This is a genomic window from Phycicoccus elongatus Lp2 (assembly GCF_000367525.1).
Lineage (GTDB): Bacteria > Actinomycetota > Actinomycetes > Actinomycetales > Dermatophilaceae > Phycicoccus_A > Phycicoccus_A elongatus.
This window is the reverse complement of the sequence record NZ_HF570956.1, coordinates 177777-202961: the sequence shown is the minus strand read 5'-3', so window position 1 is coordinate 202961 and position 25185 is coordinate 177777. Positions and strand designations below refer to the sequence as shown.

Sequence of the window (25185 nt, the reverse complement as noted above, 5' to 3'; positions counted from 1 at the left end):
CCGGGGCGGCCATCCGGTCTTGCTAGAACCTAGTCGCTTCCATCACTGCTCGACGTAGGTCCCGGCGAACTTCTCGGCCGTCAGCGGGCTCACGACCAAGCCCTTGACCTTGCTGCTGACCACCAGGGCAGGCGGCGAGTGGCTGATCGCGAGACCCGGGAGGTACTCCTCCATGATCTTCTTGTTCAGGTCCTCGTATGCCGTGGCCCGCTTGTCCGCGTCAACGATGCCGTCCGCGGCCTTGAGCTCGTCGGAGAGGGCCTGCCCGAAATCCTGGTCCTTGGTGTCGAACCGGTTGGTCTTCAGGTTGCCGAAGAAGGTCCCGATGAAGTTGTCGGCCGAGTCGTAGTCACCGGTCCAGCCGAGCAGGAAGGCGTCGTACTTGAACGCCGAGACGTCATCGAGGTAACCACCGTTCCACGGCTTGGTGCTGGTGTTGACGACTATGCCGGCGGCCTCGAGGTCGGTCTTCATCGCGTCGTACAGCTTCTGCGGGTTCGGCATGTACGGGCGGGTGACCTCGGACGGGTAGGCGAAGTTGAGCGTCATGCCCGTCGCCCCGGCCTCGGCGAGCAGGCTCTTGGCCTTGTCGACGTCATAGGCGTAGGGCTTGAGGTCCTTGTTGTAACCGCTCACCGTGTCCGGCATGAACTGCGTCGCAACCGCTGCACCCTCGGGCAGCTGGGTCTTGACCAGCTGGTCCCGGTTGAGGGCGTAGTAGAGGGCCTGGCGGACCTTGAGGTCCTTCAGCTTCGGGTTGTTCGCCGGGTTCAGGCCCAAGTAGAGGATGTTGAAGGCCGGGCGGACCTCGACGTTGAAGCCGGCGTCCTTGAGGCCCTTCCAGTCCACCGGGTTCGGGAGGTCGTAGCCGTCGATGCTGCCGGCCTGGAGCTCCTGGCGACGGGTCGCCTCGTCCGGGATGATCTTGAAGACGATCTTGGCCGACTTGGCCTTGTCACCGGCATAGTCCTCGTTGCGAACCAGGGTGACGGTCTTGTTGGCCTCGTCGTACTTGTCCAGCTTGAACGGCCCGGTGCCCACGGGGGCCTGCGAGTAGGCCGGGTAGGTGAAGCCCTCGCCCGCCTTCTGCACGTCGTTGGCCTTGCCCTTGTCCATCGCGGTCGGCGACTGCATGGAGAACGAGGTCAGCGAGAGCATCGCCGGGAACTTCGACGTCGCCCGGTTGATGTGGATGATCGCGGTCGTCTCGTCCTTGGCGTCGCAGCCCTTGTAGAGCGAGTTCGCGGCGTCGCTCTTGAAGGAGCCCATGTTGTCGCCCCAGTACTCGGCCGCGACCGCGCCGGCTTCGTTCTGGTCGAACATCCGCTCGAAGTTCTTGCAGACCGCGTCGGCATTGAAGTCCGTGCCGTCGGTGAACTTGACGCCCTTCTTGAGGGTGAAGGTCCAATCCTTGCCGTCAGCGCTGGGCTCCCACTTCTCGGCGAGACCGGGCTCGAGGGTGGCGGCACCCTCCTTGATGTCGACCAGGGTGTCGAAGATCTGGCGGCTGACGCGGAAGGTCTCACCGTCGGTCGCGTAGAAGGGGTCGAACAACTTCGGGGCGCCCGCGGCGCCGAAGGTGAAGGTGCCCGTGCCCCCGGAGGAGCTGGAACTGTCGCCCGACGAGCCGCTGTCGCGGCTCGACGTGGCGCAGGCCGACAGGGCCAGCGCCGCAGCGGTCAGGGCGACGACCGGGGCCGCCTTGCGCTTGAACGTCATCAATACCTCGCTTGGGTGTGCGAACCGGCCGCCCCCTTGGGAGGCCAGGTGGATCACGCGTGCGGGGGAGTCGCCCGGGCACACATGGGAGTAAACCTAGCGAGGTTCTGCGCCGTGCCAAGAGAGCGGCGCAAGTGTTTATCGGAGTGAGACCCTTTCGCCGCACCTTCGCCGGTTCCCGCCCCCTTCGGTATGCCGCGGGGCCGGCTCCGCGGCATACCCTCGGGTCGCCGTTTTCGCGGGTGGGCACTGCGCCTGAGACAATCGTGCATATGCCGCAGACCTCTCGCTCCGACATCCGCAATGTCGCCATCGTCGCCCACGTCGACCACGGAAAGACCACCCTCGTCGACAAGATGCTCTGGCAGTCGGGTGCCTTCGGGGAGCACGACCACATCGACGAGCGCGCGATGGACTCCGGCGACCTCGAGCGCGAGAAGGGCATCACGATCCTCGCGAAGAACACCGCGGTGCACTACGCCGGTCCCGCCGCGGCCAAGGCCGGTCTCGAGGACGGCCTGACGATCAACATCATCGACACCCCCGGCCACGCCGACTTCGGCGGGGAGGTCGAGCGCGGCCTGTCCATGGTCGACGGTGTCGTGCTGCTCGTGGACGCTTCCGAGGGCCCGCTCCCGCAGACCCGTTTCGTGCTCCGCAAGGCGCTCGCCGCGCACCTGCCGGTCGTGCTCTGCATCAACAAGGTGGACCGACCGGACGCCCGCATCGAGGAGGTCGAGGACGAGGTCATGGAGTTGCTCATGGACCTCATCGAGGACTCCGAGGGCAAGGACCACTACCTCGACCTGCACACGGTGTATGCCTCGGCCAAGGCCGGGCGCGCCTCGGTCAACCGCCCCGCCGACGGAGGTCTGCCCGACGCCGACAACCTCGAGGCACTCTTCGAGGCGATCATCGAGCACATCCCCGCACCGACCTACGAGGAGGGTGCGCCGCTCCAGGCACACGTCACCAACCTCGACGCCTCCAACTTCCTGGGCCGCCTGGCGTTGCTGCGCGTGCACAACGGTGAGATCCGCAAGGGCCAGCAAGTGGCCTGGTGCCGCCACGACGGCTCGATCACCAAGGTCAAGATCACCGAGCTCCTCATGACCGAAGCGCTGGAGCGCAAGCCCGCCGAGTCGGCCGGCCCGGGCGACATCATCGCGGTCGCGGGCATTCCGGAGATCACCATCGGTGAGACCCTCGCCGACGCGGACAATCCAGTGCCGTTGCCACTGATCACCGTCGACGAACCGGCGATCTCGATGACGATCGGCACGAACACCAGCCCGATGGCCGGCCGCGTGCGCGGCGCCAAGGTGACCGCTCGACTGGTCAAGGACCGACTCGACCGCGAGCTCATCGGCAATGTGTCGATGCGCATCCTGCCCACCGAGCGCCCCGATGCCTGGGAGGTCCAGGGCCGAGGCGAGCTCGCCCTGGCGATCCTCGTCGAGCAGATGCGCCGCGAGGGGTACGAGCTGACCGTGGGCAAGCCGCAGGTGGTCACCAAGACGATCGACGGCAAGCTCCACGAGCCCGTCGAGCGGCTGACCATCGACACCCCCGAGGAGCACCTCGGCGCGATCACCCAGATCCTCGCCGCCCGCAAGGGCCGCATGGAGCAGATGACCAACCACGGCACCGGCTGGATCCGGATGGAGTTCCTCGTGCCCAGCCGCGGTCTCATCGGCTTCCGCACCCAGTTCCTCACCGAGACCCGCGGCACGGGCATCGCCCACCATGTCTTCGAGGGCTACGAGCCGTGGTTCGGCACCATCACCACCCGGATCAGCGGCTCCCTCGTCGCCGACCGCACCGGGCCGGTCACGGCCTACGCGATGGTCAACCTGCAGGAGCGCGGCATCCTCTTCGTCGAGCCGGGCACCGAGGTCTACGAGGGCATGATCGTCGGCGAGAACTCCCGGGCAGACGACATGGACGTCAACATCACCAAGGAGAAGAAGCTCACCAACGTGCGTGCTTCCTCGGCGGACAATTTCGAGAAGGTCGTGCCCGCGCGCAAGCTCTCGCTCGAGCAGTCCCTGGAGTTCTGCCGCGAGGACGAGTGCTGCGAGGTGACCCCGGAGGCCGTCCGCATCCGCAAGGTCGACCTCGACCAGGTCACCCGCGCCCGCGCCGCCGCCCGAGCCCGCAAGAGCTGATGCGTGGTCCTCGTCGGGTGATCTCCCTCGTGGCCGCGACAGCGGCCGCGGTGGGAGCTCTGGCGGCGTGCACCGCCGACGCGGTCGTCGGCAGCAAGGTCATCGAGCCGGCCGGGCGCGGCGGGACTCTCACCCTGCTGTCCGCCGCGGCGATCCCTACCCTGGATCCGCAACGGATCGGCGACCCGACGACCGGCGCCATGGTGGGCCGGACCCTGCACCGGACGCTCACGGCATACGCACCGATTGCCGGTGAGGCGACCCAGCCCAGCCTCGTCGGTGACCTGGCGACCGACACCGGCGAGCCCAGTGATGACCTCAAGACCTGGCGGTTCACCCTGCGCCCGGATCTGACCTGGCAGGACGGTTCACCGCTGGGCTGCGAGGACGTCAAGCACGGGATCGCGCGGACCTTCGCCACCGACGTCATCACCGGCGGGTCGACCGATGCGCTGTCCGCCCTGGCCATCCCGCGGACCCCCGATGGCCGCTCGACCTTCCTGGGTCCGTGGGCGCAGGGTGACCAGGCCGCGGCGGGCCAGGCATCCTTCGACCAGGCGGTGTCCTGCGCTGACCGCACGATCAGTTTCGTTCTCGCCGAGCCGGTCGCCGACTTCAACGAGATGGTCACCCTGGCCGCCTTCGCGCCGGTCAAGAAGGACGGCGATTCCGGGCCGGACTCGGGCGCCGCCAGCCTCTCCAGTGGGCCCTACCGCCTCGAAGGCACCTGGAACGCCGAGACCGGTGGTCTGTTGGTCCGCAACGAGAAGTGGCGCGCCGAGTCCGACCCGGTCCGCAAGGCCAACCCGGACCGGATCCGCATCACGACCGGGCAGGAACCCGGCGTCATCGCCGCCACCGTGCTCGCGGACGACGACACTGCCAAGGCCTCGGTGTCGCTGACCCCCGCCCCGATCGCGTTGCAGCAGCAGGTCTCCTCCGTCGAGGCGCTCCGCGACCGCTCGCTGGCCCTGCCCACGGGCGTCATCGACTACCTCGCGCCCAATGTCACCTCCCCGGTGCTCCAGTCTCGCGAGGCACGCACGGCTCTCGAACTCTCCACCCGCCGGTCGGGGTATGCCGTGGGGCTGGCCAGCCCGATCGGCGCCACTCCCACGGCCTCGCTCATTCCCGACGGCCTGCTCGCCCGGGCGACCACGGCGGTGCCGGTCGGTGAGCCGGATCCGACCAAGGCTCGACAGATCCTGCAGCAGGCCGGGGTGGCTGTCCCGGTGCCGATTCGGGTCGCCTATCGCGAGGGGCCCGCGGCCGACAAAGCCATGAGCGCCTTGGTGACGGGGTGGCGCGAAGGCGGTTTCGACCCGACCCTGGTGCCGATCAAGGACTCCTACTTCGGCACCGTCTCGGCGCCGGGCGCGACCGAGCAGTACGACGTCTTCTGGTCCAACTGGTCACCGGCGTGGGGATCGGCCTCGACCATCCTGCCCCCGCTCTTCGATGCCTCGCTCAACCTCACGGAGGCGGGGAGCGGCCGCGACTACGGCGGCTGGAGCAGTGTGGACTGGAATGCCCGGGTCGGGCAGATCGCGAGCATGCCCGACCGGGCGGCCCGTGAGAAGGCCTGGGCGGAGGCCGACGACGTGCTGCGTGAGGATGTCGCCTACATCGCGCTCGCGGCCCGGTCGGCGGTCCACCTGGCGGGCAGTGACGTCCGGGGCCTGGCGGCCCACCCCTACGGCGGGGGCGCCATCGACCTCGGCGTCGCGGGCGTCAACTGATCCCGTCGTCGGCGTGACGGGTCTCACCGTCCGCCGGATCTGCGCCCCGTCACCACCTGCTTAGGCTTGCGTCGTGCGTGTCGCGTTGCTGTCCTATCGATCCAAGCCCCATTGCGGTGGGCAGGGGATCTACCTGCGACATCTCTCCCGCGAACTCGTGGCCTTGGGCCATGAGGTGACGGTCTTCTCCGGGCAGCCCTATCCGGAACTCGACCCCGGCGTGGATCTGGTCGAGGTGCCGAGCCTGGATCTCTATCGCGAGCCCGACCCCTTCCGCGTGCCGCACCTGCGCGAGTTCCGCGATCGGGTGGACGTCGTCGAGTTCGCGACCATGTGCACCGCAGGTTTCCCCGAGCCCTGGACCTTCGGGATGCGCCTGGTGCGTGACCACCTCGACGCGTTGCGCACCTTCGATGTCATCCACGACAACCAGACGCTCGCCCATGGCATCCTCGAACTGCAGGACCTCGGATTGCCGCTCGTGACGAGCATCCACCACCCGATCACGATGGACCGCAAACTCGACCTGGCCGCCGCCCCGACCTGGCGCAAGAAACTCTCGTTGCGACGGTGGTACGGCTTCCTGCGGATGCAGGGTCGGGTCGCGCGGCGCCTGCGGCACATCGTGACCGTCTCACAGAGCTCGGCGATCGACATCGCCCGGGAGTTCGGGGTGGACCCCGGGCGGATCGACGTGGTCCCCCTGGGCGTCCAGCCCGAGGTCTTCACCGAGTATGCCGGGGAACGGGTTCCCGGTCGGATCGTCGCCATGGCGTCGGCGGACTCGCCACTCAAGGGGATCTCGACCCTGTTGGAGTCCCTGGCCAAACTGCGCACCGACCGGGACGTCACCCTCACCCTCGTCACTCGTCCCACCCCCGGTGGGGTGACCGAGCGGCTCGTCGAGCGGCTCGGGATCGGCGACATCGTGCACGTCGTCAACGGGCTGTCCGTCGAGGACCTCGCGGCGACCATGGGGTCGGCCGAGATCGTCTGCGTCCCCTCGCTCTACGAGGGATTCTCGCTTCCGACTCTCGAGGCCATGGCCTGTGGCACACCGTTGGTCGTCTCGAACGGGGGAGCGATCCCTGAAGTGGTCGGCGCGCCCGGTGTCTGTGCGGACATCGTGCCGGCCGGAGACGCCGAGGCGCTGACGGCGGCCCTGCGGGCGCTGCTCGACGACCCGGATCGGCGGGCCCGCATGGGCGCTGCGGCGAGGGCCCGGGCGCGTTCGGAGTTCTCCTGGGAGACCGTTGCACGCGCCACGGCCCGCATCTATGAGCACGTCGTCCACGAATCCCGCACCACGGCGACCACCGACTGACCCGAAGGACCCTGCCCCGATGTTGACCGTCGACTTCGACCGCTTCGGCGTGCTGCCCGGCGAGCGTGTGCTCGACATGGGCTGCGGCGCCGGCCGCCACGCCTTCGAGCTCTACCGTCGCGGTGCCGATGTCGTTGCGCTGGACCAGAACACGTCCGACCTTGCCGAGGTGGCCGTCATGTTCGAGGCCATGGCTGCCGAGGGCCAGGTGCCGACGGGGTCGAGCGCCGCGACCGTCGAGGGCGACGCCTTGGCGCTGCCTTTCGACGACGGTGAGTTCGACCGGATCATCGCGGCGGAGATCCTCGAGCACATCCCGGACGACCGGACGGCGATGGAGGAACTCTTCCGGGTCCTCAAGCCGGGTGGGGTGCTGGCCGTGACGGTGCCACGGTGGTTCGCGGAGAAGGTCAACTGGGCCCTCTCGGACGCGTACCACGAGGTCGAGGGCGGGCACGTGCGGATCTACAAGGAGAGCGAGCTGAGGGGCAGGCTCGAGCACGTCGGGTTCGTCGTCGACGGGCGCTCCTTCGCGCATGCCCTGCATTCGCCCTACTGGTGGCTCAAGTGCGCCGTGGGAGTGGACAACGACACCCATCCCCTCGTCACGGCATACCACCGAGTTCTGGTGTGGGACATCATGAAAGCACCCGCGCTGACCCGCACCGCCGACCGCCTGCTCAACCCCGTCGTGGCAAAGTCGGTCGTCGTCTACTGCCACAAGCCGGCCTGAGCATGAGCCTGGGCCTCCCCTCCTTCTCCGACGCTCGGCGGACGGCCGCCTGGCTGGCGAGCTGCCAGGAGCAGGACGGTGCGGTCGGCTGGGAGCGGCGGCGGCACGTCGATGCGTGGAACCATGTCGAGGCGGCAATGGCGCTGACCGCCTTCGATCAGGCCGAGGCGGCAGATGCGGCCTACGACTGGTTGCGGGTGTCCCAGCGGCCCGACGGCACCTGGCCGATGCGCTCGACGCGCGGTGTGGTGCAGGACGGCAGCGCCGACAGCAACCAGGTCGCCTATGTCGCCGTCGGTGTCTGGCACCACTGGCTGGTGCGAGGGGAGCGTGCCTTCGTCGAGCGAATGTGGCCCACCGTGGTGCGCGCACTCGACTGGGTCGCGGCCCGCCAGTTGGAGTGGGGCGGTATTGCCTGGAATGAGGCCGTCGACGGAAAGCTCTGGGACACAGCGCTTCTCGCCGGATCGTCGAGCATCGTGCACTCGCTCGACTGCGGCGTGCTGCTCGGTGACCTGCTCGGGGTCGACACGAGTGAGTGGCGCGGAGTGCGCCAGCGCCTTGCTGCGGCGGTGCGCGACGACGAGGCTCTGTTTCTCGACAACCAGAGGTACTCGATGGACTGGTACTACCCAGTCCTCGGAGGGGCATTGCGCGGCGATGCGGCGCGGGACCGGCTGCAGAAGCGGTGGGATGACTTCGTGGTGCCCGACCTGGGCATCAAGTGTGTGGCTGACCACGCCTGGGTGACGGGTGCCGAGACGTGTGAGCTGGCCCTGGCGCTCGATGCCATCGGCCACCGCGACGCGGCCCTGGAGCAGGTGCGCGCCATGCAGCACCTGCGTGACCGCGACGGTGCCTACTGGACCGGTTTCGTGCACACCGAGGGAGTGCGTTGGCCGGTCGAACGCTCGACCTGGACGGCGGCGGCGATGCTGCTCGCCCTCGACGCCGTCACCGATCATTCGGCAGGGGCCGCGATCTTCCGTCTCGCGTGATCCGGCCTCAGCGCATCGGGTCACCGGCCTCACCGCGGACCCGGCGCAGGACGCGCATCGAGCCGCGATGGGTGACCAGTTCCCACTCACCGCCCACGATCGCCCGGCGATAGACCCGCCACGGTGGCTGGCCACCGTCCTGCGGACGTTCGAAGACGTCGTGGATGACGAGGATGCCGCCATGCTCGACCCACCGGGCGAAGCCCTCGAAGTCGTTGGTCACGTGCTCGTCGGTGTGGCCGCCGTCGATGAAGAGGAAGGCCAGCGGTGTGCGCCAGTGTCGCGCCACGGTGGGCGCACGGCCCACGACGCCGACGACCTCCTCCTCGAGCCCGGCGCGGGCGATCGTCTTGCGAAAGAAGGGAAGGGTGTCGATGAGGTCGAACTCGGGGTCGACGAGAGTCGGATCATGCCACTCCCAGCCGGCCTGGTTCTCCTCCGATCCACGGTGGTGGTCGACGGTGAACACCACTGATCCGGCCTCGCGGGCGGCGGCACCGAGGATGACGGCGGACTTGCCGCACCACGTGCCGATCTCGAGGCCAGGGCCCTTGCGAAGCGCGTCGCGCGCGACGACGAAGAGGAGGTCCCCCTCGTCCTCTGGCATGAAACCCCTTGTGGAGCGGGCGAACTCGAGGAGGTCGTCCGTCGTCTGCGGTATGCCGCGGGGCTCCGTCGGCGGGTCCGCTGCGGTCATGGCTGCTCCAGGATGACGTTGACGTAGTCGTGGTGGGGTTCGAAGCCGATGGCGTCGTACATCGCGCGCGCCGCCCCGTTGTGGGACAGGACCTGCAGGTGCGAGGACCGAGCACCGACGTCCAGAGCAGACTCCAGCAGGGCCCGAGTCACCGATGCGCCCAGACCCTCGCGGCGCCGATCGGGGGCCACCCAGATCGAGCCCAGCCCGACCCAGCCGGGCGTGATGCCCGCCCGGCCCAGCGCCACGATGTCCCCGCTGCCGGTTGCACGCATGCGCGCGAAGCGTTGCGCGGGAGAACCCATGAGGATGGTGCGAGCCAGGTCGAACCACATGTCCCCGTCGGTTGCGCCCGCCGTGGCCCGGTCGGACTGTCGATAGCCGCGGTGTGCCGCCAGCCACTCATCGTCGACCGATTCGACCACCTCGATCTCCCCGGTGTCCCCCGCGGGCGGCAAAGCACCAGTGTTTCCCGCGCTTGTCGGCTCGCCGAGCAGGCCAGGCTGCGCGGTCGGTTTCGTTTGCCGCCCGACCGGAACCTTCAGCGCCGCCAGGACGCGTGCGCTGTCGGCGGTCATGGTGAGGCAGCGCTCGGCGACCCGGGCCCCTCTGGACAGCAACTCCACCCCGAGCGGGTCATCGTCGACCGCGAAGTCGACCGGCCCGGCGAGGGTCACGTTGAGCGGGAGGCTGCGCGCGGCATACCAGTCGAGGGCGTGGTCCACGGCGTTCGCGAGGGGCAACCCGGGGGAGCCGAGCACGGCGACCGAGTTGGCCCGCATCGTGTAGCCGCCGCCCGCGCGCAACTGCCAGCGGCCCAGCCACTCACGCTCCGTGGCGCCCCACGCGCCGAGCATGACCTCCTGCATGCCGTCGACCGACAGGGCGCGGTGAGCGGCTCCACGCCGGACCGGGCGCGGCGGCACGACCTTGACCACGACGACGTCGGCGAGAGGCACGGCCACGGTTCCCTTTCTCGTGGCCACGGTGATCTCACCGTCGTCCTGACCGACGAACTCACCCACGACATCGGTGAGGGTGTGGCCGAAGTCGTCGGGAGTGCCGAGCCGGTGACGCACGACGACGCGGTCGCCGGGGTGGACCTTGCCCACGTCAGCCTTCATGCGGCGCATAGTATGTGGGCCATGACGTACGTGATCGCTCAGCCGTGTGTGGACCTCAAGGACAAGGCCTGCATCGAGGAGTGTCCCGTCGACTGCATCTATGAGGGCGAGCGCAGCCTCTACATCCACCCCGACGAGTGCGTCGACTGCGGTGCGTGTGAGCCGGTCTGCCCGGTCGAGGCGATCTACTACGAGGACGACGTCCCCGAGCAGTGGGCGGACTACTACAAGGCCAATGTCGAGTTCTTCGACGACCTCGGCAGCCCCGGTGGCGCCGCGAAGATGGGGATGATCAACAAGGACCACCCGATCATCGCTGCTCTCCCGCCCCAGCAGCACGAGGAGTGAGTCCGGCAGGTATGCCGCGTCGCACCCTCCCCGACTTCCCGTGGGACTCGCTCGCTCCGTATCGGGAGCGGGCGAGTGCCGTTCCGGGAGGCATCGTGGACCTGTCGATCGGTACGCCGGTCGACTCGACTCCCGCTGTCCTGCAGGAGGCACTTCGCGAGGCCGCGGACGCCCCGGGCTATCCGCAGACCTACGGGACCCCCGACCTGCGTGACGCGGTCGCGTACTGGTTTGCGCGACGGCGCGGCGTGCCCGGGCTCGATCCGGCCGGTGTCATCCCGACGATCGGCTCGAAGGAGCTCGTCGCCTGGTTGCCGACCCTGCTCGACCTCGGGCCGGGCGACATCGTCGGATTCCCGCGGGTCGCCTATCCGACCTATGACGTGGGTGCTCGACTTGCGGGGGCCACTCCGTTGCCGGTTGACGCGCTCACCGCGCTCGGGCCGCTGACCCCCTCCACGACGCCGAAGCTGTTGTGGCTCAATACTCCTGGCAATCCGACTGGCAAGGTGCTGGGGGTCGAGCACCTTCGCAAGGTCGTCCAGTGGGCCCGTCAGCACGGTGTGATCGTCGCCTCGGACGAGTGCTACGCCGAGCTCGACTGGCGCGACCGGCGTGACGGCTCCATCGCGGACTGGGCGGCCGAACCGCCGACGACCCCCTCGTTGCTCGACCCTCGCGTGACCGATGGCTCGCACGAGGGGCTCCTCGTCTGCTACTCCCTGTCCAAGCAGTCGAATCTCGCCGGTTATCGCGCCGCCTTCGTCGCGGGTGATCCCGCGCTCGTCAAGAGCATCCTCGAGGTGCGCAAGCACGCGGGCTTCATGGTCCCCTGGCCGGTGCAGCGGGCGCTGGTCGCCGGGCTCTCCGAGGATGCGCACGTCGCCGCCATCAAGGACCGGTATGCCGCGCGCCGGGCCCTGTTGAAACCTGCCGTCGAGGCGTGGGGCCTGCGGGTCGACGACTCGCAGGCCGGGCTCTACCTGTGGTCGAGCGCGGGGGAGGACTCGTGGACGACGGTCGGGAGGCTCGCCGACCTCGGCATTCTCGTCGCGCCGGGTGCGTTCTACGGCGCGGCCGGGGCACAGCACGTGCGGGTCGCGCTGACCGGCACCGACGAGCGGATCGCAGCGGCGGTCACCCGGTTGGCCGCGTCACCGGCCTGATCCCGCACAATTTTCACACCAACGGGTGTGGGGCGATCGGTCGTCTGGTTCTTCGGCGACCCCGAGGTCTACATCAATCGCGTTGCCCTTCTTCGGGATCATCTCCGAGGTCATCCCCTGCTTCAGTCGCCAGCCGCTTTTCGGATACAAGACCATGGTCTTCTCGACGGTGGGCATCGCGGCCCTGTCGGCGGCGGTCTGGGCGCACCGCGGCATACCGGTGAGCGCGAAGGAACGACCGCACGCTGAACCGGGGGACACGATGGCTGCGCGCCGACGGTAGGGTCAGGACCGAGAGGCGCCGCCGCCGACCGCGTCGGCCCCCTGTTCTGAACGTGACCCGTGGAGGACCGCGCCATGACTGACAACGCCAAGCTCATCGCCGCCGGCAAGGAACTGGACCTCAAGTTCACCCCTGCCACCGAGGGCAACGGTGGCTACGACATCTCTGCCCTGCTCAAGGAGACCGGCAACGTCACCCTCGATGCCGGCTTCACCAACACCGCGAGTTGCACCAGCGCGATCACCTACATCGACGGTGACGCCGGGATCCTGCGTTACCGCGGCTACCCGATCGAGCAGCTGGCCGAGCAATCGACCTTCATCGAGACCTCGTACCTGCTGATCTACGGGCACCTGCCGAGCGCGAGCGAACTCGCTGAATTCACCGAGCGGATCCGCCAGCACACGATGCTGCACGAGGACCTCAAGGGCTTCTTCCAGGGATTTCCCCGTGATGCCCACCCGATGCCGGTCCTGTCGTCGGCCGTCTCCGCGCTGTCCACCTTCTACCAGGACAGCCTCGACCCCTTCGACAAGGAGCAGGTCGAGATCTCGACGATCCGGCTGCTGGCCAAGCTCCCGACGATCGCGGCATACGCCTACAAGAAGTCGGTCGGTCAGCCCTTCCTCTACCCGGACAACAACCTCTCGCTCGCCGAGAACTTCCTCCGGATGACCTTCGGGGTGCCGGCCACGACCTACGACCTCGACCCAGAGATGGTCAAGGCGCTCGACCTGCTCCTCATCCTGCACGCCGACCACGAGCAGAACTGCTCGACCTCGACCGTTCGCTTGGTCGGTTCCTCGCACGCCAACCTCTTCGCCTCGGTGTCCGCGGGGATCAATGCCCTCTTCGGCCCACTCCACGGCGGCGCCAACCAGGCCGTCCTGGAGATGCTCGAACGCATCAACAGCGCGGACTACGACGTCGACACCTTCATGGCCAAGGTCAAGAACAAGGAGGACGGCGTCCGTCTCATGGGCTTCGGTCACCGGGTCTACAAGAACTACGACCCGCGCGCGGCGATCATCAAGAAGACCGCCCACGAACTCCTCGACAGGATGGGCGGCAACGACGAGTTGCTCGACATCGCCATGCGTCTCGAGGAGATCGCGTTGGCCGACGACTACTTCGTCGAGCGCAAGCTCTACCCGAATGTCGACTTCTACACCGGCCTGATCTACAAGTCGATGGGCTTCCCGACCCGGATGTTCACCGTGCTCTTTGCCCTCGGCCGCCTCCCGGGCTGGATCGCCCAGTGGCGCGAGATGATCGAGGACCCGGCCACCAAGATCGGCCGCCCGCGGCAGGTCTACATCGGCGAGACCGAGCGCGACTACGTCGCCTTGTCCGACCGCTGACCCCCGCCCAAACCCAACTTCTGCGTCACGCGGACGTTGGGTTTGGGGACGGAAATAGCCGGTCGGCTTGCCAACTTCTGCGTCACGCGGAAGGTGGGTCTGGCCCGGACGCAGCCTCCGGTGACGCCAGGGCGGTCAGCGCAGGGCGATGACGACGCGGGTCGACAGCCCCGTGGAATCCGCCGAATGCCAGGTCAGTGCACTGCTGGAGCGGGACCTTGACCACTGCTGGTCACCGACGCTCACCCGCACGACCCCGGTGTCGATCGCGCGGGCCACACCCCAGGCGCCGACGGCCCAGGCCTGCTCGGAGGTCTGCGCGTCGAGGACCACGGTGTCACCCTCCACCCGGGCCGTGAGCCCGTGGTCCTGGCTGATCAGGTCGGCGACGGCGGATGCGCTGCCGGCCGTTGTCGGCGCCTCGAGGCGGCAACCGATCCCGGCGGGGGAGTAGCCGGCCAGGACCGACGCCGTGACGCGGGCCTTGCCCTCGTGTTGGGCGTATGCCGTGCCGTCGGCGCTGCGTTGCACCTCCTGGGCGGCGTGCGCGATATCGGCGTTCTGCCAGTCCGGGACCTTGATGAGGGCGTCATAGAAGGCGTTGGAGGAGTACTCGGGGTTCATGATCTGCTCGACCGTGCCCCACCCCTGCGACGGGCGCTGTTGGAACAGACCGACCGAGTCTCGATCGCCATAGGTGATGTTGCGGACCTTGGACTCCTGGATGGCCGTCGCGATGGCGATCGTCGCCGCGCGCGGCGGTAGGCCGCGACGAATCGCGATGGCCGTGATCACGGCGGTGTTGCTGGCTTGGTCGGGGGCCCAGGTGAAGGACTGACCGGACGCCCGCACCTCACACTGCGCCGGTGTGAAGGAGTCGATCGCCCGACGCACACCCACCCAGCCACCGACCCCGAGGGCAACGACGAGCAGGAGCGCCACGAGCCGGCCGATCCGACGTGCGCCGGGACCACGATCGTCCTCCGAGAGCGTGAGCGCTCCTCCTCCGGTTCGGGTCATCGACGAGATGTCAGTCGTTGCTGTGCAGGGCGGAGTTGAGCACGATCCCGTGGCCGTCGCGCGGCCGGGCCAGGACGGCCCCAGTCACCGAGTCCCGGAGGAAGAGCAGGTTGGACTGCCCCGAGAGGTCGCGTGCCTTGGTCACCGTCCCGTCCGGCAGCGTCACCTTGGTCCCGGCGGTGACATAGAGGCCGGCCTCGACGACGCAGTCGTCACCGAGGGCGATGCCCAGCCCGGACTCCGCCCCGAGCAGGCAGCGTTCGCCGATGCGCACCCGCTCGCTGCCACCCCCGGAGAGGGTGCCCATCGTCGATGCCCCACCCCCGATGTCCGAGCCGTTGCCGACGACGACGCCCTGGCTGATACGGCCCTCGACCATCGAGCTTCCCAAGGTCCCGGCGTTGTAGTTCACGAAGCCCTCGTGCATGACCGTCGTCCCCGACGCGAGGTGGGCCCCCAGGCGCACCCGGTCGGCATCGGCGATCCGCACGCCGGAGGGCACGACGTAATCCACCATGCGGGGGAACTTGTCGACGCTGAGCACCTGCACCGGTCCCCGACTGCGCAGGGCGGCCCGTGTCAGCTCGAAACCCTCGACCGCACACGGTCCTTGGGTGGTCCAGACGACGTTGGTCAGCACACCGAAGAGTCCATCGAGGTTGATCGAGTTGGGCTCGGCCAGACGGTGTGAGAGCAGGTGCAGGCGCAGGTAGGCGTCGATGGCGTCGGTCGGCGGCGAGTCGAGGTCGATCTGCGCGAGCACGACGTCGCGCCGCACCTGACGCACGTCGTCGGACCCCACGAGAGCAGTCAGCGCCTCCGGTGCAACGGCACCCTCGGGCATGTCACCCAGGTGAGGCTCCGGGAACCAGGTGTCGAGCACGGTCCCGCTGGTCGTGATGGTGGCCAGTCCATGGCTCCAGGCCGCGCGCGAAGTCATGGCGGCAAGGGTACGGCCCGAACCTTTCGTGGCCCGAACCTCCCCATAGAGTGACCGTATGCCGCGCGCCGACTCAGCTCTTGACCTCACCGACGACGTGGTCACCCTCACAGCCGCTCTCTGCGACATCGAATCGGTGAGCAAGGGTGAAGCGGCGATCGCCGACGCGATCGAGGCTGCACTGGCCGAGCTGAACCACCTGACGGTCACCCGGATCGGCAACACCCTCGTCGCGCGCACCGACCTCGGCCGCGCCGAGCGGGTCGTTCTCGCCGGACACATCGACACCGTTCCCCTGACCACCGATCCGGCCAACCTGCCCACGCGGCGGATGGATGCCGGCGGCGTCGACGTGTTGTGGGGTCGGGGCACTGTCGACATGAAGGGTGGCGTCGCCACCCAGTTGCGTGTCGCGCAGGAGGTCCGGGAGCCGATCGTCGACCTCACCTTCGTCTTCTACGAGGGAGAGGAGATCGACAGCGAGTTCAACGGTCTCCTCCACGTCCAGCAGCAGCGCCCGGACCTGATCGACGACGCCGCCTTCGCGGTCCTCCTCGAGCCGACCGACGGACTCGTCGAAGGCGGGTGCAAGGGCACCCTGCGCGCCGAGATCACCACGAAGGGCATCGCCAGCCACAGTGCGCGACCGTGGAAGGGACACAACGCGATCCACGACGCCGGCGAGATCCTGCGCCGCCTCGCGTCATACCAGCCCAGGACGGCCGTCATCGACGGCCTCGACTACATCGAGGCCCTCAACGCCGTCCTCATCTCGGGCGGCATCGCCGGCAACGTCATCCCGGACCGGTGCGTCGTCACCGTCAACTACCGCTACGCCCCCGACCTGTCACCCAGCGAGGCGGACGCTCATGTGCGCACCGTCTTCGACGGCTTCGACGTGCGCATCGTCGACAACGCGGGGGGCGCACTTCCCGGTCTGGGGCTCCCGGCGGCGCAGGCGTTCGTCGCCGCCCTCGGTGTCGAGGTCACGGGTAAGCAGGGCTGGACCGATGTGGCGCGCTTTTCGGCCATGGGTATCCCTGCCGTCAACTACGGGCCCGGCGACCCCAACCTGGCCCACATGGATGACGAGCAGTGTCCGGTGGAGCAGTTGCGCGCAGCCGAGGCGGCCATGACGCGGTGGCTGACCAGGGAGGGCGCGTGAGCGCCAAGGGGGGCAGCAGCGCTTCGGCGTGGGATCGCGAGCGCGATTATCACAAGGGTCCGGTCACGCTTCGGAGAGGTCAGGTTCCGGGGTCGACCACTGACCAGCGCCTTCTCGACAGTCACGGTGGCGCTGATTGGGTGCACACCGACCCGTGGCGGGTACTTCGCATTCAGGCCGAGTTCGTCGAGGGCTTCGGCGCGCTTGCGGAGATCGGGCCGGCGGTCAGCGTCTTCGGGTCCGCACGCACCAAGCCTGATCACCCGACCTATGCCCTCGGGGTGCGAGTGGGCGCGTCACTCGTCGAGGCAGGGTATGCCGTGATCACCGGCGGTGGGCCCGGCGCCATGGAGGCCGCGAACAAGGGGGCAGTGGCCGCCGGTGGCACCTCGGTCGGGTTGGGCATCGAAGTGCCCTTCGAGCAGGGCCTCAACGAATACGTCGACCTCGGGGTCAACTTCCGCTACTTCTTTGCCCGCAAGACCATGTTCGTCAAGTACGCCTGCGGCTTCATCGTCCTGCCCGGAGGTTTCGGCACCCTCGATGAACTCTTCGAGGCCATCACCCTGGTGCAGACCAAGAAGGTCACCTCCTTCCCGATCGTGCTCGTCGGCACCGACTACTGGGGAGGCCTGCTCGACTGGTTGCGCTCGAGCGCCCTGGAACACGGCACCATCTCACCGGCCGACCTCGACCTGGTGACGATGACGGATGACGTCGATGTCGCTGTGCGAACGATCGTGCGTGCCGACCGTGGCTCACAGCGCGAGGAGCCCACGACTCACGCCGGCCCGGAGGTCGGCGAACTGCGGTGATCTGGGTCGTCTCGGCCCTCGTGGTCATCGCCATCGGGGTGGTGTCGCGCGCCGCGCTCCGGCAGCAGGTGAGCCTTGATGCGCTCCCGAACGCGGTCGGGTCGACACCGGCGACCGGACTGCCCGAGCACCCGCAACCGTCGGACCTCGACACCATCCGCTTCGCCACGGCACTGCGCGGCTACGACCCGCTGGCGGTGGACCGGCACCTCGACGCGGTGCGTGACGCTTGGGCGGCCGGCGAGGATCGCCCGGGCACGCCTGCGCTGGAGGTCGTTCTGCGGGGCTATCGGATGGACCAGGTCGACGAGGTCCTCTCGGCCGTCGCGACGCAGGACGCCGCCGCGCCAGCGGCGAACCAAGCTCCCGCGGTGTCCTCGGGCGCGCTGGTGGCGGCGGACCCGACAGGACCGACAAACCCGACAGACCCGGCAGACCCGGCAGACCCGGCTGACTCCGGGGCGCTGCCGGGGGCGCGGCCCGAGCGCCCGGCATACCGTCCCCCGGCACCGTGGCGACGACTCGACCTGCTCGTCGTCATCGGCTACGGCCTGGTGGCCTTCTGGCTGTTGAGCAGGCTCTTCGGGGATCTTCGGGGCGGCTACCTTTCGCAGGGAGTGCAGGATCAGCAGGCCTTCGAGTGGTACTTCGGGGCGGCCGCCCACGCCTTGGCGACGGCCTCCAACCCGCTGATCTCGGACCTGCAGAACTTCCCGGCCGGCGTCAACCTGCTCGCCAACGCCAGCGTTCTCGGGCTGTCCGTCCCCCTCGCGCCGCTGACGCTGCTCGCCGGTCCGCACCTGACCTTCGCCCTCGTCGAGTGGCTCGGTTTCGCCGCGACGGCGTCCTGCTGGTATGCCCTCTTCGTCCGACGCCTGCACGTCCACCGCGCGGCCGCTGTCGTCGGTGGGGCCCTGGTGGGTTTCTCACCGGCGATGGTGTCGCACGGCAACGGGCATCCCAATTTCCTCGCCCAGTTCCTCGTGCCGGTCATCATCGACCGCCTGCTCGACCTCCAACGACCGGGCCGAAGCCGCCGGGCGACCATGCGGGCCGGCATCGTCCTGGGGCTGCTCGTCACCTGGCAGTTGTGGATGGGGGAGGAGGTCCTGCTCCTCGCCGCCGTCGGCATTGCGATCGTCGGCATTGTCGGAACTTTCCACGGACGTCTCGACGTCGTGCGGATGCTGCCCGGGGTGCTCGTCGGTGTGGCCACGACCGTGGTCCTCTTCGGCTTCCCGCTGTGGTGGCAGTTCGCAGGGCCGCAGAGCTACACCTCGATGTGGAACCCGATCGCCAACAACGACCTGGCCGCCCTCTGGGGCCGGGCGACGCGCACCTGGGGGTCCGACCCGTGGGTCTCTGCCGGCCTGTCGATGAACCGCACCGAGGAGAACGCCTTCTTCGGAATCCCGTTGTGGCTCTTCGCGATCGGCGCGACCGCAGTGCTGTGGCGGTCGGTCGTCGTGCGTGCCGCGGCGCTGCTGGTCCTGGTCACCTCGTGGCTCTCGCTGGGGTCGGAGATCACCCTTGACCACCAGTCGGTTCCGCTCCCGCCGTTGTGGCCGCTCGTCTCGAGGCTGCCACTCTTCGACTCCCTCCTGGCCACCCGGTTCACCCTCATCGCGGTCCCCGGGTTCGCCGTGCTGTTGGTCGTCGCGCTCGACCGCGCGCTCACACCACGCCGTGCGTATGCCGTCGCCGGCCGCTCGCTCCACCCGCAGCTGCACCTCGTGGTGACGGTCACGGCCGTCGCCGTCGCTCTGGCTCCGGTCGTGCCGACCCGGTTGTGGGTGGACCAGCGTCCACCCGTGCCGGTGTTCTTCACGTCGGGCAGTTGGGAGAAGTACGTCGACGATGGGTCCGTCTTCGCGGTGCCACCTCCGGACATCATCGACATGCGGGCCGTCGACTGGCAGGCGACCGCGGGGTGGAGGTTCCCGCTCGTCGAGGGCTACTTCCTCGGGCCCGATGGCAGTGGCAGCGGCACCGGGATGCGTGGGGCACCTCGGCGCGGCTTCTCGCAGTGGCTGGCCGAAATCGTCCAGCACGAAGTGGCACGACAGGCGACTTCGGAGCAGGTCAGCCACTTCCGAGATGACCTCGCGGTGTGGCAGGTCGATGTCGTTGTCCTCCCCCCGCGTGACGATCGCGCGATCCTGCAGCCGTCGGTGGCCAGTGTGCTGGGCGAGCCGACAGCGGTCGACGACGTCCTCCTCTGGGACGTCAGGGGCCTGCGCTGATGGGTGTCTCGTCAGGGGCGCGGGCCAACCCCTTGACCGGTGCCGGGCGACACCGCCTGGCCCAAGTGGCCCTCGCCCATCCGGTGCGCACGGTGATCCTGGTGCACCTCGTCTCCCGCATCGTGGCCTGGCTGGTTCTCGAGGTCGCCGCGAGGGGCTTCCAGAACCCCGCGGGAGTCGACACCCTGGATCCCACGGCGGTCGATCTGCTCCCCTTGTGGGACTCGAAGTGGTACGAACACATTGCCCGACACGGGTATCCCGTGCCCCTTCCCCTCGATCCTCAGACCGGTCGGTTCACGTACAGCGCGTGGGCGTTCTATCCGCTCTTCCCCTTGCTCATGCGCGGGCTCGACGCGATCGGCGTCCCTTTCATCGCCGGCGCCCTCGTCCTCAATGTCGTGCTCAGCACGTTGGCTGCCGTGCTGATCTGGGCCACGCTGCACCAGGGCACGCACGCCGACCCCCAGCCCCAGCGTGCTCGACTCGCCCTCGTCGCCGCGTGTCTGTGGTCCTTCTACCCGGCAACGCCCGTCATGCTCAAGCCCTACACCGAGGCCTTGGCGATGGTCCTCATCGCTGCGTCCTTGTGGGCCCTGCTGCGGCGGCGCTACCTACTCGTCGCCCTGCTCTCGGTGCCGCTCGGTTTCACCCGGGGCGTGGCTCCGGCCCTCGGACTGGCCGCCCTGGTCCACCTGGTGGTGAGGTGGCGCGAGGATCGGCGGGCCGGGCTCGACCCCCTTCGGGGAGCACGTGTGGCGGCGGTCGTCATGCTGGTCATGACCGGGCTGTCCGGAGTGGCGTGGCCCCTGGTCGCCGGGTGGGTGAGCGGCATACCCTCGGCGTTCTTCGAGGTCCAGGCGGCCTGGGGCATGCAGCCGAGCGCCGGCCCCTTCACGCTGTGGTTGCAATGGGCGTGGGACTCCAAGGGGGTTCTCGGGGTCATCGTCATCGTGGGACTCGTCGCGACCTACATCAGCCTCATCGCCGGCCGGCACGGTCGGTGGATTCCCGTCGAGGTCCGGGCGTGGGCGATCGCGTATCCGATCTATCTCTTCGCCGTGGTGCGGCCGATCACCAGCATGTGGCGCTTCCTGCTCCTCGACTTCCCGCTCGCCGCGCTCGCGGCGAGTGTCGCGATGCGGACGAGCAACGGCTCGCAGGTGGTGCCTCATTGGCGGCGACGAGTGGGCATCGTCGTCCTGCTCCTCCCCATCGGCATGCTGTGGTGGTCCTCGAGCCTGCTCACCTACACGCCGTGGGGTTCTCGCCCTCCGTGAGCCGACGATTTCGCCCACCGCGACCGGCACGGGATAATGGGGGCAACAGGTCCCCGTATGGTCCAGGTCGGTCCGTTGTCCCCGGGGGGATCGTTGACGAAGGGAAATCCCATGGCGGCAATGAAGCCCAGGACGGGCGAGGGTCCTCTCGAGGTCGTCAAGGAGGGCCGCTGCTTCGTGCTGCGCATGCCGGCGGACGGTGGCGGTCGCATCGTCATCGAGATGAATGCCGAAGAGGTCAAGGCGCTCGGCGGCGCGATCGAGAACTGCGCCGGACTCCAGTGACCTGACCCCGTCGCACCCGCCAAGGCCCCGATCGGTATGCCGGTCGGGGCCTTGGCACGTCCGGCGCCGGAGGTCCGACGTCCAGCGCCTGCGGCCCCACGCGGTGGAGGCCGGAACAACCGCGGCATCTGCGAACATCGCCGGGAGACTAGGGTCGAGGGGTGCCCGCGAAGCCACGCGCCTGTGACCTGCTGACCCCCAACGTCTCCGAGTGGAGCGTGTCCGACCGGTCGCCCGTCGACACCCTGGCCGCCGCGCGCGGCGGGGCGCATCTGGTGCTGCTCGTCGGCCCCGGGGAGCCCGCGACCGGCCTCGACGTGCTCGATGACCTCGGCCTGGACGCCCACGAGGTGGCCTCGGCGCACGAGCCGTCAGCAGAGCCCGGCAAACGCACCCCCCTGCCCCTGCCGCCGGGCCGGTATGCCGCGCGCATGGTCCATCTCGTGGGCCAGGGGTCAGGGGCGCCCGAGGACCTGCGCGCCGCCGGCGCCGAGATCGGTCGCGCCACCCGAGGAGGTGACGAGGTCGTCATCGACGCAACCGACGTCTCGGACGTCGATGCCCTGGCAGCGCTCGTGGAGGGTGCCGTGCTGGGAGCCTGGACCTCGCCGAAGTGGACCGGGGACGGGCCGACCAGTCCGACGGTGGCGGCCCGGCAGGTCACCATCGTGGCCGATCCGTCGCTGACCGAGGCGGGGGCCGTGGTCGCGTCGGCCGTCACGCGACCCAGAGCGGCACTGCTGGCCCGCCAACTCGGGATCACGCCGAGCAACATCAAGAACCCGGCGTGGATGGCCGCCCAGGCCCGCACCCTCGGCCAGCGCCAAGGGCTGGCCGTCAAGGTCTGGACGGAGCGTGACCTGGCCAAGGAGGGCTTCGGCGGGCTGCTGGCGGTCGGTGGGGGCTCGGCGACGCCGCCGCGACTGGTCCAACTCGACTACGAGCCCCCGCGGGCTGCTGGTCGCACGCCACACGTGGTGCTCGTCGGCAAGGGGATCACCTTCGACAGCGGTGGCCTCAACGTCAAACCGGCCGAGGGCATGCTCGCAATGAAGACGGACATGATGGGCTCGGCAGCAGTACTGGCCGTCCTCGCTGCGTGTCGGGACGCGGGGGTCGCCGTGAAGGTGACCGGCCTGCTCGCGCTCGCCGAGAACGCCGTGAGCGGCGCGGCATACCGACCCAGCGATGTCGTCACGCACTACGGCGGCACGACGGTCGAGATCGGCAACACCGACGCCGAGGGCCGCATCGTGCTGGCCGACGCCCTCGCCTATGCCGACAAGGTGTTGCGCCCCGACGTCATCGTCGACATCGCCACTCTCACGGGGGCGGCCCGCGTGGCGCTGGCGCGGGCCATGGCCCCGGTCTACGCCACCGACGACACCCTGCGTGATGCGCTCGTCGACGCCTCGGTGACGGTGGGTGAGACGCTGTGGCCGATGCCGCTGACCGCGGCATACCGTCGAGCATTGGACTCGGACGTCGCCGACGTGAAGCAGTTCTCGTCGGCACACGGTGGCGGATCGATCATGGCGGCGCTCTTCCTGCGGGAGTTCGTGGGGAGCACGCCATGGGCGCACCTCGACATCGCCGGACCGGGCCGCTCCGACGTCGACGCCGGCATCCTCGCCAAGGGGGCCACCGGCTTCGGCACCCGTCTGCTGCTGCGGTGGCTGGAAGGACTTCGATGAACGCCATGAACGCCGGCTACGGCCTGGCCGTGCGCTGGTCCCTCAAGGACGCCCCCGACAATGTCGCGGACTCCCTGCGTGAGTATGTGGTCGGCACCTCGATCGCCCGCTTCATGTTCCTCGACGGCCTGGCCTTCAAGGTCTGGCGCATGAAGGAGGGCGATTGGTTCGAGGGCACCTATGTCTTCGACTCCGAGCATGAGCGGTCAGTGTTCAAGCGCCAGTTCGAGGAGGGCGCCGCCGACTCGCCGGGCAGTCGCCTGATCGGGTCCTCGCCGGTGAGCATCGAGGACTACGAGGTCGTCGCGATCGCCGAGGGCCCTGCGGGCTTCCGGCGCGGGGCCGGGCCCGGCCTCGACCCGCTGGTCTGAGTCTTTCGCTCAGCGCCTGACTGCGACGAAGAGTCCGTCACTGACCGGCACGAGGGCGCTGATCAGTCGCTCGTCGTCGCGCAGGGTCTTCCCCAGGTCGCGCAGCACGGTCGTGGCCTCGTCGCGCGCTGCCGGATCGGCGACCTTGTCGTGCCACAGCATGTTGTCCAGGGCCAGGACTCCGCCGGAGCGCAGCAGCCGCACGGCGTGCTCGACGTACACGGGGTAGGCGCCCTTGTCCGCATCGATGAGCACCAGGTCGTAGGCGCCATCACTCATCCGGGGCAGCACCTCGGCCGCGCGGCCGGTGATGACCCGGGTGCGCTGGGGGGCGACACCGGCCGCGGCATACGAGGCCTTGGCGGCGCTGGCGTGCTCCGGGTCGATGTCGATCGTCGTGAGCACGCCGTCCTCGGGCATGCCGCCGAGCAGCCAGATGCCCGAGGTGCCGGCCCCGGACCCGATCTCCATGACGTGCCTGGCGCCGACGGACGCGGCGAGAACCCGCAGCAGGGCGCCGGCGCCCGTGCCGACCGGGGTCGCCGACCCGAACTCGATGCCGCGGCGGCGGGCGGCGTCCGCAGCCTCCGGCTCGGCGACGAACTCCTCGGCGTAGGTCCAGCTCGCGGGCTTCAGGGTGCTCATGGGGTTGAACCCTAGTCGTTTCGTGGTCGCGGGGAATCGTGGCCGAATCGCGATGACGTTCGCACTTCTCTCACAGGCAACATCCAGCCTCGCTGGGAACAATCGAGGCTGAAATCGCGTCTCAATGGTTCACCGTGTCACGAAGGACAATGACGATGAGCACCACGACCACACCGCCCGTCACCACGCAGGAGCAGGCACTCACCGCCAACGCCTCCGTGCCGGAGTGGACGCCGCCGAGCTGGGACGAGATCGTCCGCGAGCACACGCCACGGGTCTACCGCTTGGCCTACCGCCTCACCGGCAATGTGCACGACGCCGAGGACCTCACGCATGACGTCTTCATCCGGGTTTTCCGTTCGCTGGGCACCTACACCCCCGGCACCTTCGAGGGCTGGCTGCACCGGATCACGACCAATGTCTTTCTCGACAAGATGCGCCGCAAGCAGCGGATCCGTTTCGACGCGCTCTCCGACGAGGCGGCTGCGCGCCTGACCAGCCGCAGCGCGACCCCTGAGCAGGCCTTCGAGCAGAACCACCTGGGTGACGACGTGCAGAAGGCACTCGATGCCCTGCCGCCTCAGTTCCGTGCCGCCGTCGTCCTCTGCGACATCGAGGGACTGTCCTACGAAGAGGTGGCCGACGTCCTGGACATCAAGCTCGGCACGGTGCGGTCCCGGATCCACCGCGGCCGGGCCCAGCTGCGTGAGGCCTTGGCCCACCGCGCCCCCGCCCAGGTGACCCGAACCACCCCGAAGCGTCGGCCGTCCCTGCGGCCCGCGGCCGGACTGGTCTGAGCTCCTCCACCCCCGACGACAGGGACAATCGACACCCATGAGCGACGAACGCGACGCGACCGGCGAAGTCCGTCTCGACCGCACCCAGGAGATCGAGCTCGAGTCGGCGCCCCAGGTGCCGCGAGAGCACGAGGGGCCGCACGAGCCCACCTGGGCGGAGGCTCCGACCCCGCCGGCACCGGTGAAGCGATGGGACCCCTGGGCCACCCCCGCGGAGGCCGGCGCGTCCGCTCCGGACCTGCCGTCCCCCACCCATCCCGCCGCGGCGGG

23 protein-coding genes and 1 pseudogene are annotated in these 25185 nt (G+C 69.0%); 18 read left to right on the top strand and 6 right to left on the bottom strand.

What is annotated here, in order from left to right:
* Nucleotides 1-42: 42 nt before the first annotated feature.
* Nucleotides 43-1719: an ABC transporter substrate-binding protein gene (locus BN10_RS00995; RefSeq protein WP_010849267.1), complete on the bottom strand. Its 1677-nt coding sequence runs from the start codon at nucleotides 1717-1719 to the stop codon at nucleotides 43-45.
* Nucleotides 1720-1991: 272 nt separating this feature from the next.
* Between BN10_RS00995 and typA the strand changes: the two genes are divergently transcribed.
* From typA to BN10_RS00970, 5 genes are all read left to right on the top strand, one after another.
* Nucleotides 1992-3887: a translational GTPase TypA gene (gene typA / locus BN10_RS00990; protein WP_010849266.1), complete on the top strand. Its 1896-nt coding sequence runs from the start codon at nucleotides 1992-1994 to the stop codon at nucleotides 3885-3887.
* Nucleotides 3888-3904: 17 nt separating this feature from the next.
* Complete coding sequence (locus BN10_RS00985; RefSeq protein WP_198013977.1) at nucleotides 3905-5626, top strand: ABC transporter substrate-binding protein; 1722 nt, start codon at nucleotides 3905-3907, stop codon at nucleotides 5624-5626.
* A 73-nt stretch (nucleotides 5627-5699) separates the two neighbouring features.
* Nucleotides 5700-6950: a glycosyltransferase family 4 protein gene (locus tag BN10_RS00980; protein ID WP_010849264.1), complete on the top strand. Its 1251-nt coding sequence runs from the start codon at nucleotides 5700-5702 to the stop codon at nucleotides 6948-6950.
* 19 nt (nucleotides 6951-6969) lie between these two features.
* Entirely contained in the window at nucleotides 6970-7683 is a 714-nt protein-coding gene (locus BN10_RS00975; protein ID WP_010849263.1) for a class I SAM-dependent methyltransferase, read from the top strand.
* A 2-nt stretch (nucleotides 7684-7685) separates the two neighbouring features.
* Nucleotides 7686-8681, top strand: a complete 996-nt coding sequence (locus tag BN10_RS00970; protein ID WP_010849262.1) for a prenyltransferase/squalene oxidase repeat-containing protein — start codon at nucleotides 7686-7688, stop codon at nucleotides 8679-8681.
* A 7-nt stretch (nucleotides 8682-8688) separates the two neighbouring features.
* Here the strand turns inward: BN10_RS00970 and BN10_RS00965 are convergent, their stop codons facing one another.
* Complete coding sequence (locus BN10_RS00965; protein ID WP_010849261.1) at nucleotides 8689-9378, bottom strand: class I SAM-dependent methyltransferase; 690 nt, start codon at nucleotides 9376-9378, stop codon at nucleotides 8689-8691.
* The gene (locus BN10_RS00960; protein WP_040750532.1) at nucleotides 9375-10502 is read right to left on the bottom strand and encodes a GNAT family N-acetyltransferase; all 1128 of its coding nucleotides are present in this window, start codon (nucleotides 10500-10502) and stop codon (nucleotides 9375-9377) included. Before BN10_RS00960 ends, BN10_RS00965 begins: the two co-directional genes overlap by 4 nt.
* Before the next feature lie 21 nt (nucleotides 10503-10523).
* On the opposite strand from BN10_RS00960, the gene fdxA reads away from it, so the two are divergent.
* The 4 genes and pseudogenes from fdxA (at nucleotide 10524) to BN10_RS00940 (ending at nucleotide 13660) form a co-directional block, all read left to right on the top strand.
* A complete protein-coding gene (fdxA, locus tag BN10_RS00955) occupies nucleotides 10524-10850 on the top strand; it encodes a ferredoxin (protein WP_040752142.1) in 327 nt (108 codons plus the stop codon).
* A gap of 11 nt (nucleotides 10851-10861) precedes the next feature.
* Nucleotides 10862-12016: a succinyldiaminopimelate transaminase gene (gene dapC, locus BN10_RS00950; RefSeq protein WP_010849258.1), complete on the top strand. Its 1155-nt coding sequence runs from the start codon at nucleotides 10862-10864 to the stop codon at nucleotides 12014-12016.
* Nucleotides 12017-12058: 42 nt separating this feature from the next.
* Nucleotides 12059-12224 (top strand): annotated as a pseudogene (locus BN10_RS16570) (cbb3-type cytochrome c oxidase subunit I); the annotation flags it as partial.
* A 149-nt stretch (nucleotides 12225-12373) separates the two neighbouring features.
* Nucleotides 12374-13660, top strand: a complete 1287-nt coding sequence (locus BN10_RS00940; RefSeq protein WP_010849256.1) for a citrate synthase — start codon at nucleotides 12374-12376, stop codon at nucleotides 13658-13660.
* A 135-nt stretch (nucleotides 13661-13795) separates the two neighbouring features.
* Here the strand turns inward: BN10_RS00940 and BN10_RS00935 are convergent, their stop codons facing one another.
* Nucleotides 13796-14680, bottom strand: coding sequence for a hypothetical protein (locus BN10_RS00935; protein WP_010849255.1), 885 nt, complete (start codon nucleotides 14678-14680; stop codon nucleotides 13796-13798).
* A 10-nt stretch (nucleotides 14681-14690) separates the two neighbouring features.
* Nucleotides 14691-15620, bottom strand: coding sequence for a 2,3,4,5-tetrahydropyridine-2,6-dicarboxylate N-succinyltransferase (dapD, locus tag BN10_RS00930; RefSeq protein ID WP_010849254.1), 930 nt, complete (start codon nucleotides 15618-15620; stop codon nucleotides 14691-14693).
* Between the two features lie 58 nt (nucleotides 15621-15678).
* Between dapD and dapE the strand changes: the two genes are divergently transcribed.
* The 7 genes from dapE (at nucleotide 15679) to BN10_RS00900 (ending at nucleotide 23473) form a co-directional block, all read left to right on the top strand.
* Nucleotides 15679-16785, top strand: coding sequence for a succinyl-diaminopimelate desuccinylase (gene dapE, locus BN10_RS00925; RefSeq protein WP_010849253.1), 1107 nt, complete (start codon nucleotides 15679-15681; stop codon nucleotides 16783-16785).
* Nucleotides 16782-17600, top strand: a complete 819-nt coding sequence (locus BN10_RS00920; RefSeq protein WP_010849252.1) for an LOG family protein — start codon at nucleotides 16782-16784, stop codon at nucleotides 17598-17600. The genes dapE and BN10_RS00920 overlap by 4 nt, the downstream gene beginning before the upstream one ends.
* Nucleotides 17597-19843: a DivIVA domain-containing protein gene (locus BN10_RS00915; protein WP_010849251.1), complete on the top strand. Its 2247-nt coding sequence runs from the start codon at nucleotides 17597-17599 to the stop codon at nucleotides 19841-19843. The genes BN10_RS00920 and BN10_RS00915 overlap by 4 nt, the downstream gene beginning before the upstream one ends.
* Complete coding sequence (locus BN10_RS00910; RefSeq protein ID WP_010849250.1) at nucleotides 19843-21123, top strand: hypothetical protein; 1281 nt, start codon at nucleotides 19843-19845, stop codon at nucleotides 21121-21123. Before BN10_RS00915 ends, BN10_RS00910 begins: the two co-directional genes overlap by 1 nt.
* Nucleotides 21124-21234: 111 nt before the next feature.
* Nucleotides 21235-21408, top strand: a complete 174-nt coding sequence (locus BN10_RS16030; protein WP_084310851.1) for a DUF3117 domain-containing protein — start codon at nucleotides 21235-21237, stop codon at nucleotides 21406-21408.
* A gap of 161 nt (nucleotides 21409-21569) precedes the next feature.
* Nucleotides 21570-23102 carry a leucyl aminopeptidase family protein gene (locus BN10_RS00905; RefSeq protein ID WP_010849248.1) on the top strand — a complete coding sequence of 511 codons (1533 nt, stop codon included), beginning with the start codon at nucleotides 21570-21572 and terminating at the stop codon, nucleotides 23100-23102.
* Nucleotides 23099-23473: a hypothetical protein gene (locus tag BN10_RS00900; protein WP_010849247.1), complete on the top strand. Its 375-nt coding sequence runs from the start codon at nucleotides 23099-23101 to the stop codon at nucleotides 23471-23473. The genes BN10_RS00905 and BN10_RS00900 overlap by 4 nt, the downstream gene beginning before the upstream one ends.
* A gap of 9 nt (nucleotides 23474-23482) precedes the next feature.
* On the opposite strand, the gene BN10_RS00895 is transcribed toward BN10_RS00900, so the two are convergent.
* Nucleotides 23483-24118 (bottom strand): O-methyltransferase, encoded by a 636-nt coding sequence (locus BN10_RS00895; RefSeq protein ID WP_010849246.1) that lies wholly within the window; start codon nucleotides 24116-24118, stop codon nucleotides 23483-23485.
* A 149-nt stretch (nucleotides 24119-24267) separates the two neighbouring features.
* Between BN10_RS00895 and sigE the strand changes: the two genes are divergently transcribed.
* Together sigE and BN10_RS17070 are read left to right on the top strand one after the other, a co-directional pair.
* Nucleotides 24268-24915 (top strand): RNA polymerase sigma factor SigE, encoded by a 648-nt coding sequence (gene sigE, locus BN10_RS00890; RefSeq protein WP_010849245.1) that lies wholly within the window; start codon nucleotides 24268-24270, stop codon nucleotides 24913-24915.
* A gap of 37 nt (nucleotides 24916-24952) precedes the next feature.
* The coding region (locus BN10_RS17070; protein WP_040750523.1) for a hypothetical protein at nucleotides 24953-25185 on the top strand (233 nt) is incomplete at its 3' end.